Below are 18,968 nucleotides of genomic sequence, written 5' to 3'. Positions count from 1 at the left end.
GGGGTGTTTCCGCCATGACCTGGGCTTACTATGCATGTAGATGTGAGAGCGATCGGGTCGCTTCCTTTCGCTTTGTCACCGCGGTCATGGCTGAATTGACGATCGACTTGGGAAGGAAATTTCTGCGATGAGATTTATCAAAAATCTGCTGGCGTTGATTGCGCTCGCCATCGGCGTGCTCTGGTCGCTGCAAGGCGTCGGCCTCGTCGGCGGCAGCTTCATGACCGGCCAGCCGCAATGGCTCTATATCGGTATCATCACTGCTCTGGTCGGCCTGGGCGGCCTGGTGTGGGCGAACCGTTCGCGCCCCTGACACTCGAACCACCTCAGGGCTTGGTGGCGTTTCGGTCGACCGGCGAACGTACGCCCGCCACAAACAAGCATTTCCTGTTTTGCGCCCTCCTTAGGCAAATCAATGCTGCGAATCGCCGATGATTTGAAAACCGGTCCCTGTATTCGGGGTTAGTATAGTAGTTTTATAGAAATTGCGGAAGTTGAGAGAACGATTAGCGATGTCCATATCGCGGCGATCGCCTGCAGCATGAGTGTCGAGCGCTGGCTGTCCAATTGGCGTTCTCGCGGCTTCAGGAGGAAGAACGTCCGGCAAATAGCCGCAACGGCTGAAAACGAAGCAAAATCAACGGTGCCGGCTTGTATATCATGTTACTAGAATTTATGTGTCATACAGGCTTGGACGCGGGGGGGACGCACGCTAGGCGCTTTGCAACCGGTGCCCCTTCGCCATCGCACGACAGGAAAACGTTCGGTCTATGCTCACGAAAAAGGGCAAGTACGGCCTCAAGGCGCTCGTCCATCTTGCGCGGCTGCCGGTTGGACAGCTCGCCTTTGTTGGCGATATCGCCACCGGAAACAACATCCCGAAGAAATTTCTCGATGCCATCCTGGTCGAGCTGCGCAACGCCGGTTTCGTCCAGAGCCGCAAGGGCAAGGAGGGCGGCTATCGCCTGGCGCGGCCGGCGGATGAAATCAAGATCGGCCACGTCGTGCGCGTGCTCGACGGGCCGCTTGCCCCCATTCCCTGCGCCAGCCGCACCCGGTATCAGCGCTGTGAAGACTGCAACGAGGCGACATGCCAAGTCCGACATCTGATGCTCGAGGTCCGGCAAGCGATCGCCGAGGTGCTGGATCAGCGCAGCCTCTCCGAGATGCTCGATATCGCCGGCGACGACGACCTTTCGGCCGCATTGAAAATCCAGGCCTGAGCCGGAATCGACGGCTCCCGAGACAATTGGTGCGCGCATGACCGGCCGCGCGAATTCGACCGTCCCGAATTCGATCGTTATTGTCGGCGGCGGCGCCAGCGGCGTCGTCCTTGCCGCGCATCTCTTGAAATCGCTCAATCCCGATCTCCGCGTCACGCTGATCGAAAAGCGCCCGCATTTCGGCCAGGGCATCGCCTATTCCACGCTGCTGTCGGCGCATGTGCTGAATGTCAGCGCGGCCGGCATGAGCGTCTATGCCGACGATCCCGGCAATTTCTGGCGCTGGCTGCTTGAACGCGGCCTGGCAACCCCAGAGCAGGCGCCGGTCTACGCGCCGCGCAGCGTCTATGCCCGTTACCTGAAGGAGCTGCTGGACGAGCTCGAGGCTCGCGAGACGGGGCGTCTTCGCCTGATCCGCGAAGAAAGCCTGACGATCTCGCCGACCGGGTCCGGGGCCGAGGTGACGCTGGCCAACGGCACCAGCGTCGTCGCCCACCTTGCCGTGCTGGCGACAGGGCACGACGAGGAGCCGGGCGCCGGCCAGGGCCATGCGATCAGGATGGGATCGGAAGCCGACACCGCGCTCGACCCGGAAGCCCGAGTCCTGGTGCTGGGCACCGGCTTGGGCATGGTCGATGCGTTCCTGTCGCTCGAACAGCGCGGCCATCGCGGTGAGATTATTGCGGTGTCACGGCGCGGCCTGCTGCCTTCGCCGCACCGCAAGGGCAATCCGATCAAGCTCGACGTCGCCGACATTCCGCTCGGCACCCAGCTTTCTTATTTTGTCGGCTGGTTTCGCGACCTGATCCGGGAAAACCAGAAGGCCGGCATCGACTGGCGCGACGTCGTCGATGGTCTCAGGCCATTCAACCAGAAGATCTGGCAGAACTGGCCGTCTTCGGCCAAGCGCCGCTTTGTCGAGCACACCAAGGCATGGTGGGACATCCACCGCCATCGCATGGCGCCACAGGTTTACGCCCGCGTCACCGAGGCGGTTCAATCGGGCCGCATCCGACTTGTAGCTGGGCGCGTCGTTGGCATCACGGCGGGTGACGAATTCACCGTGCAGGTCCACTCACGCCACACGCAGCGTCGAGAAACACTTGAAATCGCCCGCATCTACGACTGCACCGGCATCGCCAGGGACATCTCGACCACCTCGAACAGCGTGGTGCGGTCGCTGGTCGAGCGCGGGCTGGCCCGGCCGGATCCGCTGCGCCTTGGCCTCGACGTATCAGACAATTGCGAGGTCATCGCCAGCGACGGCACCGTATCGGCCAAGATTCTGGCGGTCGGGCCGCTGACGCGCGGCACCTTCTTCGAGATCGACGCCATTCCGGACATCCGCGTCCAGTGCGCGCGGCTGAGTAAGCGGTTGCTGGGTTAGGCTGTTGAGGTCGGCGCTGTCCCGCCGGCGTAGAAGGTTTAGGACCGGAATCCCATTCCCCATCTGGCCGGTTGATTGGCACGATCTATCTTCTTTCAGACTGCAAACGGCTGGAAAAGACGGTAGGCTGACAGCCTGCCCAAGGCGGTCGCTTGACCATGGAGCATCTGTTATGAGCAAGCATAAGATCGTGGCACGGGATGATGAACCGTCTCGCCTGCGTCCGCCCTATGCATCGGTTCTCGACCTGATCGGGCAGACGCCGGTCGTCGAGCTGACCAAATTCGACACCGGCAAGTGCCGGCTGTTCATCAAGCTCGAAAGCCAGAATCCCGGCGGCTCGATCAAGGACCGCATCGCGCTGTCGATGATTGCCGCCGCCGAAAAACAGGGCAAGCTGAAGCGCGGCGGCACCATCGTCGAGGCGACCGCCGGCAACACCGGTCTTGGCCTCGCCCAGGTCGGCATCCCCAAGGGCTACCGCATCATCTTGGTCGTGCCCGACAAGATGTCGCGCGAAAAAATCCAGCATTTGCGGGCGCTCGGCGCGGAAGTGCGCATGACCCGTTCCGATGTCGGCAAGGGTCACGCCGAATACTATCAGGACATGGCCGAAAAGATCGCCGCCGAGCTGCCCGGCGCCTTCTATGCCAACCAGTTCGCCAATCCGGCCAATCCGGACGCCCATGAAACCACGACCGGTCCCGAGATTTATTCGCAGCTCGACGGCGACGTCGACGCCGTGGTCGTCGGCGTCGGTTCGGGCGGCACGCTGACCGGGCTTGGCCGCTACTTCGCAAAGGTCTCGCCGAAGACCGAGATGATTCTCGCCGATCCGGTCGGCTCGGTGCTGGCGCCGTTGATCAAGACCGGCAAGATGCAAGAGGCCGGAAGCTGGACCGTGGAAGGCATCGGCGAGGATTTTGTGCCGCCCAATGCCGATCTGTCGCTGGTCAAGAAGGCCTACTCGATCACCGACAAGCAGAGCATGCTGGCGGTGCGCGACCTGCTGTCCAAGGAGGGCATCCTCGCCGGCTCGTCGTCCGGCACCCTGCTTTCGACGGCGCTTCGCTATTGCCGCGAGCAGACCGTGCCGAAGCGGGTCGTCACCTTCGTCTGCGACAGCGGCAACAAATATCTGTCGAAAGTGTTCGACGACTTCTGGCTGATCGAGCAGGGCCTCGCCGAGCACGAGCAGCATGGCGACCTGCGCGATCTGGTGATGCGCACGCACCGCACCGGCGACATCGTGTCTGTCGGCCCGGACGAAAGCCTGCTCAACGCCTATGGCCGCATGCGCCGCTCGGATGTCTCGCAATTGCCGGTGCTGGACGACGGCAAGCTGGTCGGCATCGTCGACGAAAGCGATATCCTCGCCCACGTCGAAGGCCCCTATGACAGCCGCTGGGACCGCTTCAAAGCCCCGGTGCGCACGGCCATGACCGCCAATTTGCACACGCTGCAGGCCAGCCAGACGCTCGACGCGCTGCTGCCGGTCTTCGACCGCAACGAAGTTGCGATCGTCTTCGACGGCGACGAGTTCATCGGCCTGATAACCCGCATCGACCTGATCAACCATCTGAGGCGCCGCGCAAGATGACCATCAAAGCAACCTTATCGGGCAGGAACCGGCTGGCCTTCTCGACGCGCACGATCCATGGCGGCCAGAGCCATGACCCGACGACCGGCGCGGTGATGGTGCCGATCTATGCGACCTCGACCTATGGCCAGCAGAGCCCGGGCGTGCACAAGGGTTTTGAATATGCCCGCAGCCAAAACCCGACCCGCTTTGCCTTCGAGCGCGCGGTGGCCGATCTCGAAAGCGGCGCAGCCGCCTTCGCTTTCGCCTCGGGTCTGGCGGCGATCGCCACCATTTTCGAACTGCTCGATTCCGGCGCCCATGTCGTCGCCACCGACGACATCTATGGCGGCACCTTCCGGCTGCTGGAGCGGGTGCGCAAACGCTCGGCCAACCTCCAGGTCGACTTCGTCGACTTCACCGATCTTGACGCGGTCGAAGCGGCGATCCGCCCGGAAACCAAACTGCTGTGGGTCGAGACGCCGACCAATCCGCTGCTGCGCGTCGTCGATCTCGAAGCGGTCGCAGCACTGGCGAGGCGCAAGGGCGTGCTCTCGGTCGCGGACAACACCTTCTGCAGCCCCTATCTGCAGCGGCCGCTGGAGCTCGGCATCGACATATCAGTCCATTCGACGACGAAATACCTCAACGGCCATTCCGACATGGTCGGCGGCGTCGCCGTGGTCGGCGACAACAAGGATCTCGCCGACCGGCTGAAATTCCTGCAGAACGCCATTGGCGCCATTTCCGGGCCGTTCGACAGCTTTCTGGCGCTGCGTGGCCTGAAGACGCTGGCGCTGAGGATGGAACGCCATTCCTCGAACGGCCAGAAGATCGCGCACTGGCTGGAAAGCCGCCCCGACATTCGCCGCGTCATCTATCCCGGCCTCGCCAGCCACCCGCAGCACGCCATCGCCAGGCGGCAGATGCATGCCTTCGGCGGCATGATCACAGTCGAGCTCGACCGCGACCTCGCCGGCACAAAACGCTTCCTCGAGCACACGCAACTGTTCACGCTGGCCGAAAGCCTCGGCGGCGTTGAAAGCTTGATCGAGCACCCGGCGCTGATGACGCACGGCTCGATCCCGGCCGGGAAGCGGGCCGAGATTGGGATTTCCGATTCGCTGGTGCGCTTGTCGGCTGGCATCGAGGACGGCGATGATTTGATCGCGGATCTGGATCAGGCGCTAGCGAGTTGAGCGGGGCCCATGCCCGTTGGGTAGTGAGGTCAGTTTGAAACTTCCCGGCTGAATGGCGCATCCAACTGTGAATTGACAAGGCGACGTACCCTCGCTTTGCTATCGGGTCAACCTGGAGGGAAAGTCATGGCTTACTCGTATCGTTGCAGGGACTATCCGGGAAACGAGGCCTGTCCAGCGATGTTCACGGCAGAGACTGAGGCGGAAGTGATGAAGCATGTCGAGCTTCATGGCGCGATCGCTCACGGGGAAGACCCGAAGCAATGGTCGCCGGAAGACCGTAAACAGGTCATGAAGCTGATTGTAGCTACCTGAATCCGCTGCTTGCACGGGCCGCGCAGCGCCCCCACCACTATCTCCAATGCTCGGCAAGCATTTAGGAGTTCGGCCCGATAGGCGACAACACCTAGGCGCGATGGAATTTTCAAACTGACCCCCGTTGACCTCCGCTGCATCTGGCGAAATTGTGACCTTCCTGCAATTGCCGGGAGGCCGGTTGAAGCCATGACCATTCGCGAGCGCCACCAGCCGATGGCAGCCGACACTCCCCTCACCTTCGCGGTGCTGGTCTTCCCCGGTTTTCCGATGATGGCGTTCAGTTCGGTGATCGAGCCGCTGCGTGCGGCTAACGTCCTGGCCAAGCGAGAATGCTACCGCTGGATCATCGTCGGCGCCGCCAAAGGGCCGGTCGAGGCTTCGAACGGCGTCGTCATCCAGCCGGGCTTTTTCGCCGGCGATGCGCCGAAGGTCGACCGAGTCGTCGTCTGCTCGGGCGGCAATGCCGATCATCTTGTCGCCGACGATGCCGTGAGCTGGATCCGCAGGAGCCTGCGCAACGGCGCCCATATCGGCGCGGTGGCGGATGCCGCCTTCTTTCTGGCGCGGGCCGGCCTGGTCGACGGCCATGCCTGCACCTTGCACTGGACGAGCCAGGCGGCGTTCACCGAGGCGTTTCCGGACATCGAGCTGAGGCGCGATCTCTACGTCATCGACCGCAAGCGCTTCACCTCGGCCGGCGGCGTCGGCAGCCTAGACATGATGCTGGAGATCATCACCAACGATTTTGGCACCGAACTCGCGGCCGGCGTCGCCGAATGGTTCGTGCACAGCCCGCTGCGCTCCAGCGTCGACCGCAAGCTGATGCCGCTGCGGTTACGCACCGGCGTCCAGAACGAACTGGTGCTGTCGGCCATCGCCATCATGGAGGATGCGGTGGAGGAGCGGCTCGGCATGGCGGATCTGGCGGAAAAGCTCGGCGTCTCCTCCGACAAGCTCGAACGAAACTTCCGCTCCGAGCTAAGCATCTCGCCCAACGGCTATTACCGCCGTCTGCGGCTGAAGCGCGCCGCCGATCTCCTGGCGCATTCGACGCTGATGGTGCGCGACGTGGCGCTCGCCTGCGGTTTTGCTTCGATGTCGAGTTTTGCGCGGGCATTTCGGGAGGAGCATGGGCATGCGCCGAAGGTGGCGCGCAGGCATTAGGTCTTGCGAGACGTTGGCGGGACAGGGGGCTTCGTAGAGCGCTACGGAACGACTTCAAGCGGCATCCGGCACAAGATCTGCGGCATCCCGCACAGCCTCTGCGCGGCGCATGGCTCATCTTCTCCACCTCCAGGAGGCACCCCATGAGCATCGTCGTTTTCGACCCCGACAGCACCGAGGACGTCGACTTCAAGGACCGCATGCGCCACCCGGCGGCGGCCGACCCGGCCGGCGGCATGTGGCTGTCCGACACCGAGCCTTCCTTCATCGACGCGGATGCGCTGCGCAAGGGGCGGCTTGGCAAGCTGCGCGCCTGGATGCGCGAGGCCGGCTATGGCGGCGTGGTGCTGTTCGATCCCTACAACCAGCGCTACGCCACCGGCTCGCGCAACATGTTCGGCTATTTCCTGCGTAACTCGACGCGCTACTTCTTCATTCCGGCATCGGGGCCGATTGTGCTGTTCGAGTACCCTCAGAGCTACCATGTCTCGATGGTGCTCGAAACGATCGACGAGGCGCGGCCGTCCAAGCTGGTGTGGTCTTCGGTGTCGGGCCGCGACGACGAAACCGCAGGTCCATTCGCCGACGAGATCGCCGAACTGCTCAAGGCGCATGGCGGCGGCTCGATGAAGCTCGGCCTCGACCGCTGCGGCCATCTGCAGGCGCTGGCGCTGGAAAAGCGCGGCTGCGAGGTCAGGGATTGCCAAGGTGAAATTCTCGCCGTGCGGGCAGTGAAGACGCCGGAGGAAGTAAAATGCCTGCAGGTGTCGATGGCCGGCGCCGAGGCCGCCGTCTATGCAGTGCGTGAGGCGATCAAACCCGGCGTTTCCGAAAACGATCTGTTCGCCATCATGTATCACGAAGTGATCCGGCAAGGCGGCGAGTTCATCGAAACCCGCCTCTTGACCTCCGGCCAGCGCACCAACCCGTGGTTCAACGAAGCCAGCGGCCGCAAGATCAGGCCGGGCGAACTTTTGGCGCTGGATACCGATACGATCGGCTGTTACGGCTACTATTCGGACTTCTCGCGCACCTTCCGCTGCGGGCCGGGCAAGCCGACGGATTATCAGAAATCGCTCTACCGCATGGCCCACGACCAGGTTCAGCACAATATCTCGATCGTGAAACCCGGCATGGCGTTTCGCGAGATCGCCGAGAAGGCCTGGAAGATACCGGACCGCTTCGTCGACCAGCGCTATACGTCTGTCATGCACGGCGTCGGCATGCATGGCGAGACGCCGTTCATTGCGCATGCGATGGACTACGAGACCTATGGCCGCGACGGTTTTGTCGTGCCCGGCATGGTGGTGAGCGTCGAGAGTTATATCGGCGAGAAAGGCGGACGCGAGGGTGTCAAGCTCGAGGACGAGATCCTGGTCACCGAGACCGGCACCGAGCTACTGTCGCGCTTTCCCTATGAGGACGATTTCCTGGAGGAACAAGTTTGACGCTCGTTCCCTCACGCAGAAGTTTTGATGTTCGGACGCGTTTGACCGGTCGCAGGCCTTGGCGACTGTCGCAAACACCCTCCGCGTCGTCATCCTGGGGCGGAGCAAGGAGCGCAGCGACGCGGCGCAGACCCCAGGATCCATGCCGTGACTGCAGAGCGCTGCTGCGGTGCGGAATTCTGTTCCGCCGCACTCCTCGGCAGCCGTCACGGCATGGATCCCAGGGTCTCCGCGACGGAGCTTCGCTCCTGCTTCGCCCTGGGATGACGAAGCTGGGGAGGCTTCGGCTAGTCTCCACCGCTTGCGAGAACGCATCCCCATGAAAACGGCCATTTCCATCGAACGCGGCACGGCGGCCGCGGTTTTCGTCGATCTCCAGGAGGAGCATCGGCAGGACAAGCGCTATCTGGTCGAGGGTTTTGGCGACATTCTCGCCAACGTCCAGCGCCTGCAGGCAACGGCGCGGGCCAATGATGTGCTGCTTTATCATTCGGCCTATATAGTCGATCTCACCAGGGAGGCGCGGCGGTTCCATCCAGTCGATGCGAATGGCAGGTCGGCTTTCTCCGACAAGGACGATCCGCTGACGGCGATCTGTCCGGAAGTGGCGCCGGTCGCCGGCGAGATGATGCTGGTCAAGACTGAGGCCAGCGCCTTCGGTGCGGGCCCTGCAGCCGGTCGGCTCAAGGCCAAAGGGATCGAGTGGCTGGTCGTTGCCGGCGTATGGACCGAGGCCTGCATCGACGCCACCGTCTGGGATGCGGTCTCACTCGGGTTTCGCGTGCTTTTGGTCAAAGATGCCTGCGGCAGCGGCAGCACGGCAATGCACCAGACCGCCATCCTCAACCTTGCCAACCGGCTCTACGGCGGCGCCGTCACCACCACCGACGGCGCCTGTCGATTGATGGCAGGCCAGATGGTCGATGCATGGCAGGTCCAGGGTTCGGTGCCTTTACGCTTCACCTACGAAAATGCGGCCCGGCTCTACGACGAACTCTGACGCTTCCAGGGTCCAGAAACAAGGGTCCGGAAGGATGGCCACGACTGTCGATGAGCCCGAAACAGCAAAGCGCGGAAAATACGCGACGCTGCTCGACCCGGCGCTGTGGACCTATATCGACCGGGTCAATGCATGGTATCCGCCCGGCATGGACCTGCCGGTCGACAAGCAGCGGTCGGTCTATGACGCGATGTGCCGGGCGTTCCACGCAGGCTTTCCCGCAGGTGTCGAAGCCAGCGACGGCACGGTTGCCGCCGGCAGCCATGCGATCCCGATCCGGCGCTACCAGCTCGCGGGCAAGGCGCCGCAAGCGATGGTCGTCTATTATCACGGCGGCGGCTTCGTGCTTGGCGGGCTCGACAGCCATGACGACATCTGCGCCGAGATCTGCGGTGACACCGGCTTTGCCGTGCTGTCCGCCGACTACCGGCTGGCACCCGAACATCTGCATCCGGCCGCCTTCGAAGATGCGCTGGCGGTGTTCGAATGGGCGGCGGCGACAGCCGGCCTGCCCATCGTGCTGTGCGGCGAGAGCGCCGGCGGCAATCTTGCCGCTGGGGTGGCGCATGCGACGCGCCATCATCCTCGCCCCGCAATCGGCCAGGTGCTGATCTATCCCGATCTGGGCGGTCAGGAGCCAGGCGGCAAAGACAGCGCCGGCTCCTATGTCGAGCACGCCGAGGCGCCGCTGCTGACGCTCAGCGACATCGAATTTTACAGGCAGGTCCGCTCCGGCAAGACACAGTCACCGGCCGACCCGACCTTCCTGCCGCTGCGCGACTGCGATTTCTCCGGCCTGCCGCCGACGGTCGTCGTCACCGCGCAATACGACCCGCTGTCGTCGGACGGCGAAGCCTATCGCGACCGCATCCTTGCCGCCGGCGGTCGCGCCTGGTGGTGCGAAGAGCCGCGCCTCGTGCACAGTTTCCTGCGCGCCCGCAAAACCGTGCCGCGGGCCCGCGAGGCGTTCACCCGCATCGTCGCCGCCATCGCCACGCTTGGCAAGGGCGAGTGGTTGTAGTGACAAGGCTGGTGTGATTTCCCCCTTCGCCCTTACCGGAGCGTTGGCGCTGCCCCTCACCCCTTACCCTCTCCCCGTGAACAACGGGGAGAGAGGATCGCCAACGTTGCGGCCAAGCCCCCTCTCCCCCTCCTTCACGGGGAGAAGGTCCCGGCAGGGGGTTGAGGAGCAGCGCCGAAATCAACAGTTGATCATTTCCAATATGAGTCGATGCCCACTTTTGTCTGACTCAACTGCCTCATATTGACCCTCTCTGTTTCATTGCCCCTGCGGAACAGCGCACAACAACTGCGGAAACCCGAACACTTCCCCACTCAAGCCCGCACTATCATTGCCCCATGGCCAAAGGCGCGCCGGCCGACCGCATCCGCCCCCGCGACGCGGTCGACCGGGCGCCGACAGGGAGGATTCGACGATGAAGTTCATGCTGACCGACAGAGCGTTGCATCCGCAGGCCGAGCCCGTCGCCGACGGCTTCAAGAAGGGCGGCATGAACCGGCGCGAGTATCTTGCCACCATGGCCGCACTTGGCGTCAGCGCCGCCGGCGCGCTGGCGCTCGGCGGCCTTGCGCCCTCGCCTGCCAGGGCGGCCGAAGAGCCGAGGCGCGGCGGCGTCCTGCGCGTCGCCATGAACGTCAAGGGCTGGAAGGATCCGCGCACCTTCGACGGCGTCGAGATGTCCAACGTCGCCCGCCAGTGCAACGAATATCTGGTGCGCTGGAATCGCGATTTCACCTTCGAGCCGTGGTTGCTCGAGAGCTGGGAGACCAGTGACGACGCCCGCGTGCTGACGCTGCATGTCCGCAAGGGCATCACCTGGTCGAACGGCGACCCCTTCAACGCCGACGACGTCGTCCACAACCTGACGCGCTGGTGCGATGCGAGCGTTGCCGGCAATTCGGTCGCCGAGCGCATGGGCGCGCTGGTCGACGCCGCCACCAAGAAACCGATCGACGGCGGCATCGAGCGTGTCGACGACTTTACCGTCCGGCTCAATCTGCCGAAGCCCGACATTTCGCTGATTGCCGGCTTGACCGACTATCCGGCGCTGATCATGCATCGCAGCTACGATGGCGAAGGCGATCCGCTGAAGGCGCTGGCGATCACCACTGGACCTTGCGAATTGGTGGCGTGGGACGCCGAGGTTGGCGCCGAGGTCCGCCGCAAGGACAAGCCATGGTGGAAAGGCGACTTCTGGCTCGACGGTATCCAATGGGTCGACTACGGCTCCGATCCCAATGCGATGTTCTCGGCCTTCGAATCGGGCGAGATCGACACCAACCACGAAACCGCCGCCGATACGGTGTCGCAAACCGACGCCATGGATCTGAGCAATTCGGAGCTTGCCACCGGCTCGACCATCGTCGCGCGCTTCAACGTCGGAAATCCACCCTATGACGACATCAGGGTGCGGCGCGCCGCCCAGCTCGCGGTCGACAATGCCGCAATCCTGAAGATCGGCATGGACGACAGGGGCAAGCCGGCCGAGAACCACCATGTTGGGCCGATGCATGCCGAATACGCCGATATCGGCCCGGCCGTCCGCAATGTCGATCAAGCCAAGGCGTTGCTTGCCGAGGCCGGCAAGTCAGACCACGAATTCGAGCTCATCTCCGTCGATGTCGACTGGCAGAAGAACACCGGCGACGCCATCGCCGCGCAGATGCGCGACGCTGGGCTGAAGGTCAAACGCACCGTGTTGCCGGCGGCGACGTTCTGGAACGACTGGAGCAAATATCCTTTCTCCTGCACCGAGTGGCTCGGCCGGCCGCTGGGCGTCCAGGTGCTGGCGCTGGCCTACAGATCCGGCGCCGCGTGGAACGAGACCGCCTACGCCAATCCGGAGTTCGACGCCTTGCTCGACAAGTCGCTGGCCACACCCGACGCGGGCGCCCGCAAGGAGATCATGGCCAAGATTGAACAGAATTTGCGCGACTCCGGCGTCATCATCCAGCCCTACTGGCGCTCGGTCTACCGCACGTTCCGCAAAGGCGTGCACGGCTGCGAGCAGCACCAGTCGCTCGAGCAGCATTTCGAGAAGGTCTGGCTTGACGCGTGATCCTCGTTGCGGGGCACAGGGAAAGTGGTTTCAGGTTTGCGCTGCCCCTCACCTGCCGGCAGGCAGGTGAGGGGCAGCGCCGACATCAACAGTCGATCATCCACACGAATTGGGCGCTGTGATTTGTCTGAAGCGATTGCCTTTGTTTGACGGCCCTTAGCCGGCGACGCCAAGCCTTAGTATCTCCTGCCCAAGCCGCACTATTTCCCGCACCAGCAGGTCCAGGTCCTCGCGCCGGGTGCGGTAGTTGTTGATCGCTACCCTGAGGCAATGCTGGCCGTGCACCGTCGTATCCGAAAGGGCGGCGATGCCTTCCTCCTGCAGCCTCAGCATGATCTCGGTGTTGACCGCCTTCAGGGCCTTGCTGGCCAGCCCGTCGCCGCGGTAGCGGAAACAGACGATGTTGATGCTCGGTGGCGCGACGAGTTCCAGCAGCGGCTCGGCCTCGATCAGCGTGCCGAGATAATGTCCCTGCGCGATGTTCTGGTCGATCAGGCGGCCGAACTTCTCGATGCCGTGCTCCTTCAGCGCCATCCACACTTTCAGCGCGCGAAAACCACGTGACGTCTGCAGGCCGTAATCATGCAGCCAGTGTCCGGAGGCGAGGCCGCGCGGCGTCGATTCCAGATATTCCGGCGTGACCGCGAAGGTTTTGCGATGCGCTGAAGCATCCCGCACCAGCGCGCAGCCCACCTCGAACGGCGCATGCAGCCATTTGTGCGGATCGAGTGCGACCGAATCGGCCCATTCGATACCGGCGACGCGATGAGCATTCTCTGGCGCGATGGCGATCAACGCGCCGATGCAGCCGTCGACATGGAACCAGACGTCTTCCTCATGCGCCAGCTTTGCAAGCGCCTGCAGATTGTCGATCGCTCCGGTGTTCACCGTGCCGGCATTGCCGATGATGCACGCCGGCTTGAACCCGGCCGCACGATCTTCGGTGATCGCCGCCCGCAGGGCCTCGATGTCGATCCGCAATCCGGCGTCGGTCGGGATACGGCGCAGCGCATTGTTGCCAAGGCCGAGTGCTTCCATCGCCTTGCGGTGGCAGGAGTGAAGCTGATCCGAGCCATAGAAACGCAGCGGCTTCTCGATGGCGGCAACGCCATGCTCGCGCACGTCGATGCCCGCCTTGGTGTTGCGTGCCACCGTCAGGCCGATGATGTTGGCCATCGAGCCGCCGCTGACCAGCGTGCCGCTGGCCGATTGGGGAAAGCCCATCATCTGCTTGCACCAGTCGACGACCTGGCTGTCCATCAGCGCGGCGGCATGGTTGCCGCCGCCAAGGTTGGAGCCCTGAATCGCCGCCAGGAAATCACCGAGCGCCCCGGTGAAATTGCTCGATCCCATATACCAGGACCAGAAGCGCGGATGGATGTTGCCCATCGGATAGACCATCACCTTGTCGGTGACCTCGCCATAGACTTGGGCGAGCGGCTGAGGCGACCGCGGCAGCGGTGCCGCGAAGAATTCCCTCACCTCCGCCGGCATGTCCCGCCACACCGGGCGTTCCCGGACATCGCGCAGATAGTCGACGGCATCGTCGACGATCCGGTGCGACAGCGCCTGCACATCGGCCCAGTCGACCGGGTCGAGCGTTTCTTCGGCAACCATACCGGCAGTGCCGGCGGCCTTCAGCATGGCGTCCATCCGCGTCGCTCCCGATGCGCAATCATTCGGCCGGGAACTGGCAGCCCGGCGTCGACCGCGACAGCGCGATCTCCTCCGCGTCCATCTCGGCTTCGATGCCGTCGAACAGCGGCGTCGTCATGTAGCGTTCGCCGGTGTCGGGAAGCATGCATAGGATCACCGAGCCGGGTGCGGCTTTTTCCGCGATCTGGCGCGCCACCGCAAAAGTGGCTCCGCCGGAGATGCCGGTGAAAATCCCTTCCTTTTGCGCCAGCGCCTTGGCCCATTTGATGCCCTCGGGCCCGGGAACAGGCACCACCTCGTCATAGAGGCTGGCGTCGACCGCCTCCTGCAACACGTTGGGAATGAAATCCGGCGTCCAGCCCTGGATCGGGTGCGGCTCGAACGCCGGATGGCTGGCGGCCGGCGCGCCGTCGGCGCCGCGCTCCTGCGCCTTGCCGCTGCCGATGAGCTGGGCGTTGGCGGGTTCGGCCAGCACGATCCGGGTTTCGGGACGCTCACGGCGCAGCACGCGCCCGACACCGACGACGGTGCCGCCCGTTCCGTAGCCGGTGACGAAGCAGTCGAGCCGCGATCCGGCGAAGTCGTTGATGATCTCTCGCGCCGTCGTCGCCTCGTGAATGGCGGCATTGGCCTTGGTCTCGAACTGGCGGGCCAGGAACCAGCCGTTGGCCTCGGCGAGCTCGACCGCCTTGTTGTACATGCCAAAACCCTTCTGGGCGCGCGGCGTCAGCACCACCTTGGCGCCTAGCATGCGCATCAGCTTGCGGCGCTCAATGGAGAAACTGTCGGCCATCGTCACCACCAGCGGATAGCCCTTCTGCGCACAGACCATCGCCAGCCCGATGCCGGTGTTGCCGCTGGTCGCCTCGACGACGGTCTGGCCCGGCTTCAAGGCGCCGCTGCGCTCGCCCTCCTCGATGATGTTGAGCGCCAGCCGGTCCTTCACCGACGCCGCCGGATTGAAGAACTCGGCCTTCACATAGATCGTCACGTGGTCGGGGCCGAGATTGTTGACCCTGATCACCGGCGTATCGCCGACCGTGTCGACAATGCTGTCGAACAGGCGGCCACGGCCAGCCGTGGTCCTGATTTTCCGTTGCTGCAACATGTCTGTTCTCCTCTTTTTGTTGTCGCGAGTTGTCGTCGTCACGAACCGGTTACAAACCGGCGGCTTGGGCGGCGAGGTTTCGAGACCTTGCCGCGGTACGGTTGCCTTGCCGGCATGTGGCCCGGAAAAGGGCAATGCCGGCAGCCGGCGCGGAAATTCGTTGCCGGATGCACTCTATCGCTTTCGATGGTAGAACAGAGGACAACTGGCCAGCGTGGGAGCAAGCGTGGAAACGCACGTGGAATCCGCTCGATCGAGCCTCGACAGCGCAACGGCCGGGCTGTCCGTGCGGCTGCTCGGACCGCTGACGGTCATCCGCGACGGCGCCACGGTGCAGCTACCGGCATCGCGCAAGTTGCGCGCGCTCTTCGCCTATCTGGCGCTTGCGCCGCATGCCGTCGGTCGCAGCCGTTTGTGCGAGCTTTTGTGGGATGTTCCGAACGATCCGAGGGGCGAGCTTCGCTGGTGCCTCAGCAAGCTCAGGGGCGTTCTCGACGAACCGGATCGCCACAGGATCGAAACGCCTGGCGACATGATCGCCCTTGATCTGAAAGGCGTTTCCGTCGACGCGATCGACATCGCCTCGGCCGCCGCTAGAGGAATCGAGACGCTTGATCTGGAGCGGCTGCAGGCCTTGTCCGGACTATTCGTCGGCGATTTCCTCGACGGGCTGGAGATCGACCGCAGCCCGCATTTCAACAGCTGGCTGATCGCGCAACGCCGCCGCTTCAGCTCGTGGCACGCCGCCATTCTGGAACATCTCGTCAGCAAGCTCCCGGCGGATGCCGACGAAATGTCCGCGCATCTGGAAAGGTGGGTGGAACTCGCTCCCTTCGACGGGCGCGCGCATGTGGCTCTTCTGGCAGGGCTCGCACGGCGCGGCCAGATCGCCGCCTGTGAGGAGCATCTCGCTTCTGCGGCGCAGCTGTTTGCTTCGGAAGATCTGGATTTTGGACCCGTTCGTGAGGCATGGCGAACGATCCGCAGCGAACGAACTGCTGCGACACTCCGGGCGCGACTGGCACTCGTGCCCGCGGCCCCGCAAGCGTCAATTGTGCTGCCCGATTCCGGAGTTGCTGCATCGTGCAAGGCCTCGCTCGCGATAATGCCGTTTGTCGAGGAGGCGGCTGTCGGCGACCCTCGTGGCGGCCCTCGCGGTGGATTGGCTGACGGCCTCACCCACGACATCATCACCCGCTTGGCCAAGCTCAGGGATTTCTTCGTCATCGCCCGCGGCTCGGTCTTTGCGCTGGCGGAAAAAAACATCGCGCCGGAAGATGCCGGCCGGCGGCTCAACGTCGACTATGTCGCCACCGGCACCGTGCGCAGCCAGGCAGGCCCCGTCGTCGTCAGCGTCGAACTTGTCGACGTGCGCACGGCCAGGATCGTCTGGGCCGAGACGTTCGAACGCAGGCCGGACGACATCTTTGCCGTCCTCGACGAGATCGGCAACAGCATAGTCTCGTCGATCTCGGCCGAGATCGAGATGGTCGAGCGCAACCGCGCCATGCTGAAAGCGCCCAACTCGCTGAATGCCTGGGAGGCCTACCATCGCGGCCTCTGGCATATGTATCGCTTCACCCGCACGGAAAACGAACAGGCCCGGCATTTCTTCGACATGGCCCTGAAGCTGGATCCGACCTTCGCCCGTGCCTATGCCGGCCTGTCGTTCACCCATTGGCAGAACGCCTTTCAGCGCTGGGGAGACCGCGACAGGGAAAGCGCGCTCGCCTTCGAGGCGGCCGGCCAAAGTCTTCTGGTCGACGATCACAATCCGGCCGCCCACTGGGCCATGGGCCGGGCGCTGTGGCTGCGCGGCGAGCAGGACGGATCCCTGCTCGAGCTGGAACGGGCCGTCGACCTCAGCCCGAATTTTGCGCTCGGCCACTACGCGCTTTCGTTTGTACACTCGCAGTCGGGTGATCCGAACGCGGCGATCGGTTCATCCGATCACTCGCGCCATCTGAGCCCGTTCGATCCGCTGCTGTTCGGCATGCTTGGCGCCAGGGCGATGGCGCATGTCCGCCTCGGCCAGTTCGACGAGGCTGCCGAATGGGCGCTGAAGGCAGCCGCCCGTCCCAACGCCCATGCCATCATCCTGGCGATCGCCGCCCACTGCCTTGCGCTGGCGGGGCGGATCGACGAAGCGCGAAACTTTTCCGCCGCGCTGCGCAAGACGCTGCCGAACTACTGCGCCGACGATTTCATCGGCACCTTCCGCTTCGAGCCGGACGCCGAGGCCATGTTCCGGCTAGGTGCCAAGCGCATCGGCCTGGGCTGATCCAACCCAGCCCGGGCCTGCTTCAACCGGTCAAGGCCGCGATCCTCAACGGCCGACAACCGAACAAAAGCCCGGCAATCAGCCAAGAAAATCGGCCAGGAAAGCCGCGTTGATCGCAGCTATATGCCGAGCATCGTCTTGGCTTGGTTGAGGGCAGCCTCTGATCCTGCGTGATCGCCGGCGGCGTGCAATTTCTCGCCCTGGGCGCGCAGTTCCTTGACTTTGGTCTTATCGGCCTCGGCTAGCGTCGCGGTCGGCAACGCCGCGTCGATCGCGGCCATAGTGGTCGGGCATGAATTTGCAAAGGCTGTCGCAGGAACGACCGCCAGGAAAACTGCAAGCGAAATTGATCGTAACATGGACATTTCTCCCTCGCCGGAACACGCCACGTCGACGACCGGCGTAGGAATGGTACAGCTAACACCCGAATGTGCCAATCACGATGATGGCGCTTGGTTGAGGCAAGCTGTGGTCGGCCGGGCTTTTCTCGGAGCTTCTGAATCAGGCTGATCGCCACAGCCAGGCGGGCGACTGGCAACAGAAGAATGCGAAACGCGCCGGCGCATCGCCATCAGGCAGCCTTCCCGGTCAGCAGGGCCACCGTTTTTACGATCATGTCGGACGAAACAAACCCCATTGGACGCCGACGGACAACCAGACAACAAAAAAGCCCGGACAAACCGGGCTTTTTCTGAGGGTCTCTGAACCATGTCAAACAGTTCGAAACAGCAATTTGGTGCCCAGAAGAGGACTCGAACCTCCACTCCTTGCGGAACACGGACCTGAACCGTGCGCGTCTACCAATTCCGCCATCTGGGCTGGTGCGGGCTCTTTAGGCGGGCAAGGGGTGAGTGTCAACGCGCTTTTTGAAACCCGCTCGCCGACTCAGTCCTCCAGCACTTCCTTCGAAGCCACGGTGGAATCGGCGTTGAGCTTATAGATGACCGGGACGCCGGTGCCGAGCTCCAGTCTGACAATCTCCTCGCCCGACTTGCCGTCCAGCGCCATGATCAGCGCGCGCAGCGAATTGCCGTGCGCCGCCACCAGCACGGTGCCGCCGCGCAACACATGCGGCTGCAGGTCGTGCAGATAATAGGGCCAGACGCGCGCGCCGGTGTCCTTCAGGCTTTCGCCGCCCGGCGGCGGCACGTCGTAGGAGCGGCGCCAGACATGCACCTGGTCCTCGCCCCATTTCTTGCGCGCATCGTCCTTGTTGAGGCCGGAGAGGTCGCCATAGTCGCGCTCGTTCAGCGCCTGGTCGCGAATGGTCTCGAGATCGCTCTGGCCGACCGCGTCGAGGATGTGCTGGCAGGTCTTCTGCGCCCTGATCAGCGACGACGTGAAGGCGACGTCGAATTTCATGCCGCGCGCCTTCAGCTTGGCTCCCGCCGCCTTGGCCTCGGCGTGGCCCAGCTCGGTCAGGTCGACGTCGCGCCAGCCGGTGAAAAGATTCTTCAGATTCCATTCGCTCTGGCCATGGCGTACGAGCACGAGAGTTCCCGACATTTTTGCTCCTTCAGTTTGT

General features: G+C 63.6%; 16 protein-coding genes and 1 tRNA gene. 12 read left to right on the top strand and 5 right to left on the bottom strand.

The window, feature by feature from the left end:
• Positions 1 to 127: 127 nt before the first annotated feature.
• The 11 genes from EN807_RS04495 (at position 128) to EN807_RS04445 (ending at position 12,398) form a co-directional block, all read left to right on the top strand.
• The gene (locus tag EN807_RS04495) at positions 128 to 313 is read left to right on the top strand and encodes a hypothetical protein (RefSeq protein ID WP_135934038.1); all 186 of its coding nucleotides are present in this window, start codon (positions 128 to 130) and stop codon (positions 311 to 313) included.
• Between the two features lie 457 nt (positions 314 to 770).
• Entirely contained in the window at positions 771 to 1,223 is a 453-nt protein-coding gene (locus EN807_RS04490) for an Rrf2 family transcriptional regulator (RefSeq protein WP_135934037.1), read from the top strand.
• A 37-nt stretch (positions 1,224 to 1,260) separates the two neighbouring features.
• Positions 1,261 to 2,610 carry an FAD/NAD(P)-binding protein gene (locus EN807_RS04485; RefSeq protein ID WP_135934036.1) on the top strand — a complete coding sequence of 450 codons (1,350 nt, stop codon included), beginning with the start codon at positions 1,261 to 1,263 and terminating at the stop codon, positions 2,608 to 2,610.
• A gap of 172 nt (positions 2,611 to 2,782) precedes the next feature.
• Positions 2,783 to 4,210: a pyridoxal-phosphate dependent enzyme gene (locus tag EN807_RS04480; protein ID WP_135934035.1), complete on the top strand. Its 1,428-nt coding sequence runs from the start codon at positions 2,783 to 2,785 to the stop codon at positions 4,208 to 4,210.
• Positions 4,207 to 5,388, top strand: coding sequence for a cystathionine gamma-synthase (locus EN807_RS04475; protein ID WP_135934034.1), 1,182 nt, complete (start codon positions 4,207 to 4,209; stop codon positions 5,386 to 5,388). Before EN807_RS04480 ends, EN807_RS04475 begins: the two co-directional genes overlap by 4 nt.
• 126 nt (positions 5,389 to 5,514) lie before the next feature.
• Positions 5,515 to 5,703 carry a DUF1059 domain-containing protein gene (locus tag EN807_RS04470; protein WP_065006484.1) on the top strand — a complete coding sequence of 63 codons (189 nt, stop codon included), beginning with the start codon at positions 5,515 to 5,517 and terminating at the stop codon, positions 5,701 to 5,703.
• Between the two features lie 189 nt (positions 5,704 to 5,892).
• A complete protein-coding gene (locus tag EN807_RS04465; protein WP_189522348.1) occupies positions 5,893 to 6,870 on the top strand; it encodes a GlxA family transcriptional regulator in 978 nt (325 codons plus the stop codon).
• Between the two features lie 143 nt (positions 6,871 to 7,013).
• The gene (locus tag EN807_RS04460) at positions 7,014 to 8,318 is read left to right on the top strand and encodes a Xaa-Pro peptidase family protein (RefSeq protein ID WP_135934033.1); all 1,305 of its coding nucleotides are present in this window, start codon (positions 7,014 to 7,016) and stop codon (positions 8,316 to 8,318) included.
• A 319-nt stretch (positions 8,319 to 8,637) separates the two neighbouring features.
• Positions 8,638 to 9,318 (top strand): isochorismatase family protein, encoded by a 681-nt coding sequence (locus EN807_RS04455; protein WP_135934032.1) that lies wholly within the window; start codon positions 8,638 to 8,640, stop codon positions 9,316 to 9,318.
• Positions 9,319 to 9,352: 34 nt separating this feature from the next.
• Positions 9,353 to 10,339 (top strand): alpha/beta hydrolase, encoded by a 987-nt coding sequence (locus EN807_RS04450; protein ID WP_135934031.1) that lies wholly within the window; start codon positions 9,353 to 9,355, stop codon positions 10,337 to 10,339.
• A gap of 415 nt (positions 10,340 to 10,754) precedes the next feature.
• Positions 10,755 to 12,398, top strand: coding sequence for an ABC transporter substrate-binding protein (locus tag EN807_RS04445; RefSeq protein ID WP_135934030.1), 1,644 nt, complete (start codon positions 10,755 to 10,757; stop codon positions 12,396 to 12,398).
• Between the two features lie 156 nt (positions 12,399 to 12,554).
• Here EN807_RS04445 and EN807_RS04440 read toward each other — a convergent pair whose 3' ends face one another.
• Positions 12,555 to 14,051, bottom strand: a complete 1,497-nt coding sequence (locus EN807_RS04440; protein ID WP_189522347.1) for an aspartate aminotransferase family protein — start codon at positions 14,049 to 14,051, stop codon at positions 12,555 to 12,557.
• A gap of 22 nt (positions 14,052 to 14,073) precedes the next feature.
• On the bottom strand, positions 14,074 to 15,162 hold the full coding sequence (locus EN807_RS04435; protein WP_135934029.1) for a pyridoxal-phosphate dependent enzyme: 1,089 nt from the start codon (positions 15,160 to 15,162) through the stop codon (positions 14,074 to 14,076).
• Between the two features lie 238 nt (positions 15,163 to 15,400).
• Here EN807_RS04435 and EN807_RS04430 point away from each other — a divergent pair, with 238 nt between their 5' ends.
• Positions 15,401 to 17,443 carry a BTAD domain-containing putative transcriptional regulator gene (locus EN807_RS04430; RefSeq protein ID WP_189522346.1) on the top strand — a complete coding sequence of 681 codons (2,043 nt, stop codon included), beginning with the start codon at positions 15,401 to 15,403 and terminating at the stop codon, positions 17,441 to 17,443.
• 119 nt (positions 17,444 to 17,562) lie between these two features.
• Here EN807_RS04430 and EN807_RS04425 read toward each other — a convergent pair whose 3' ends face one another.
• The 3 genes from EN807_RS04425 to EN807_RS04415 all read right to left on the bottom strand — a co-directional run bounded on the left by EN807_RS04425 (position 17,563) and on the right by EN807_RS04415 (position 18,949).
• Complete coding sequence (locus tag EN807_RS04425; RefSeq protein WP_127313999.1) at positions 17,563 to 17,802, bottom strand: hypothetical protein; 240 nt, start codon at positions 17,800 to 17,802, stop codon at positions 17,563 to 17,565.
• A gap of 375 nt (positions 17,803 to 18,177) precedes the next feature.
• Positions 18,178 to 18,262, bottom strand: a tRNA-Leu gene (locus EN807_RS04420).
• A 66-nt stretch (positions 18,263 to 18,328) separates the two neighbouring features.
• Positions 18,329 to 18,949: a 2,3-bisphosphoglycerate-dependent phosphoglycerate mutase gene (locus tag EN807_RS04415; protein ID WP_065006477.1), complete on the bottom strand. Its 621-nt coding sequence runs from the start codon at positions 18,947 to 18,949 to the stop codon at positions 18,329 to 18,331.
• Between the last annotated feature and the right edge of the window lie 19 nt (positions 18,950 to 18,968).

The organism is Mesorhizobium sp. M5C.F.Ca.ET.164.01.1.1 (genome assembly GCF_004792125.1).
GTDB classification, from domain to species: Bacteria; Pseudomonadota; Alphaproteobacteria; order Rhizobiales; family Rhizobiaceae; genus Mesorhizobium; species Mesorhizobium wenxiniae.
Note: the sequence above shows the minus strand (reverse complement) of the source record. Positions and strands in the feature narration are given on the sequence as shown.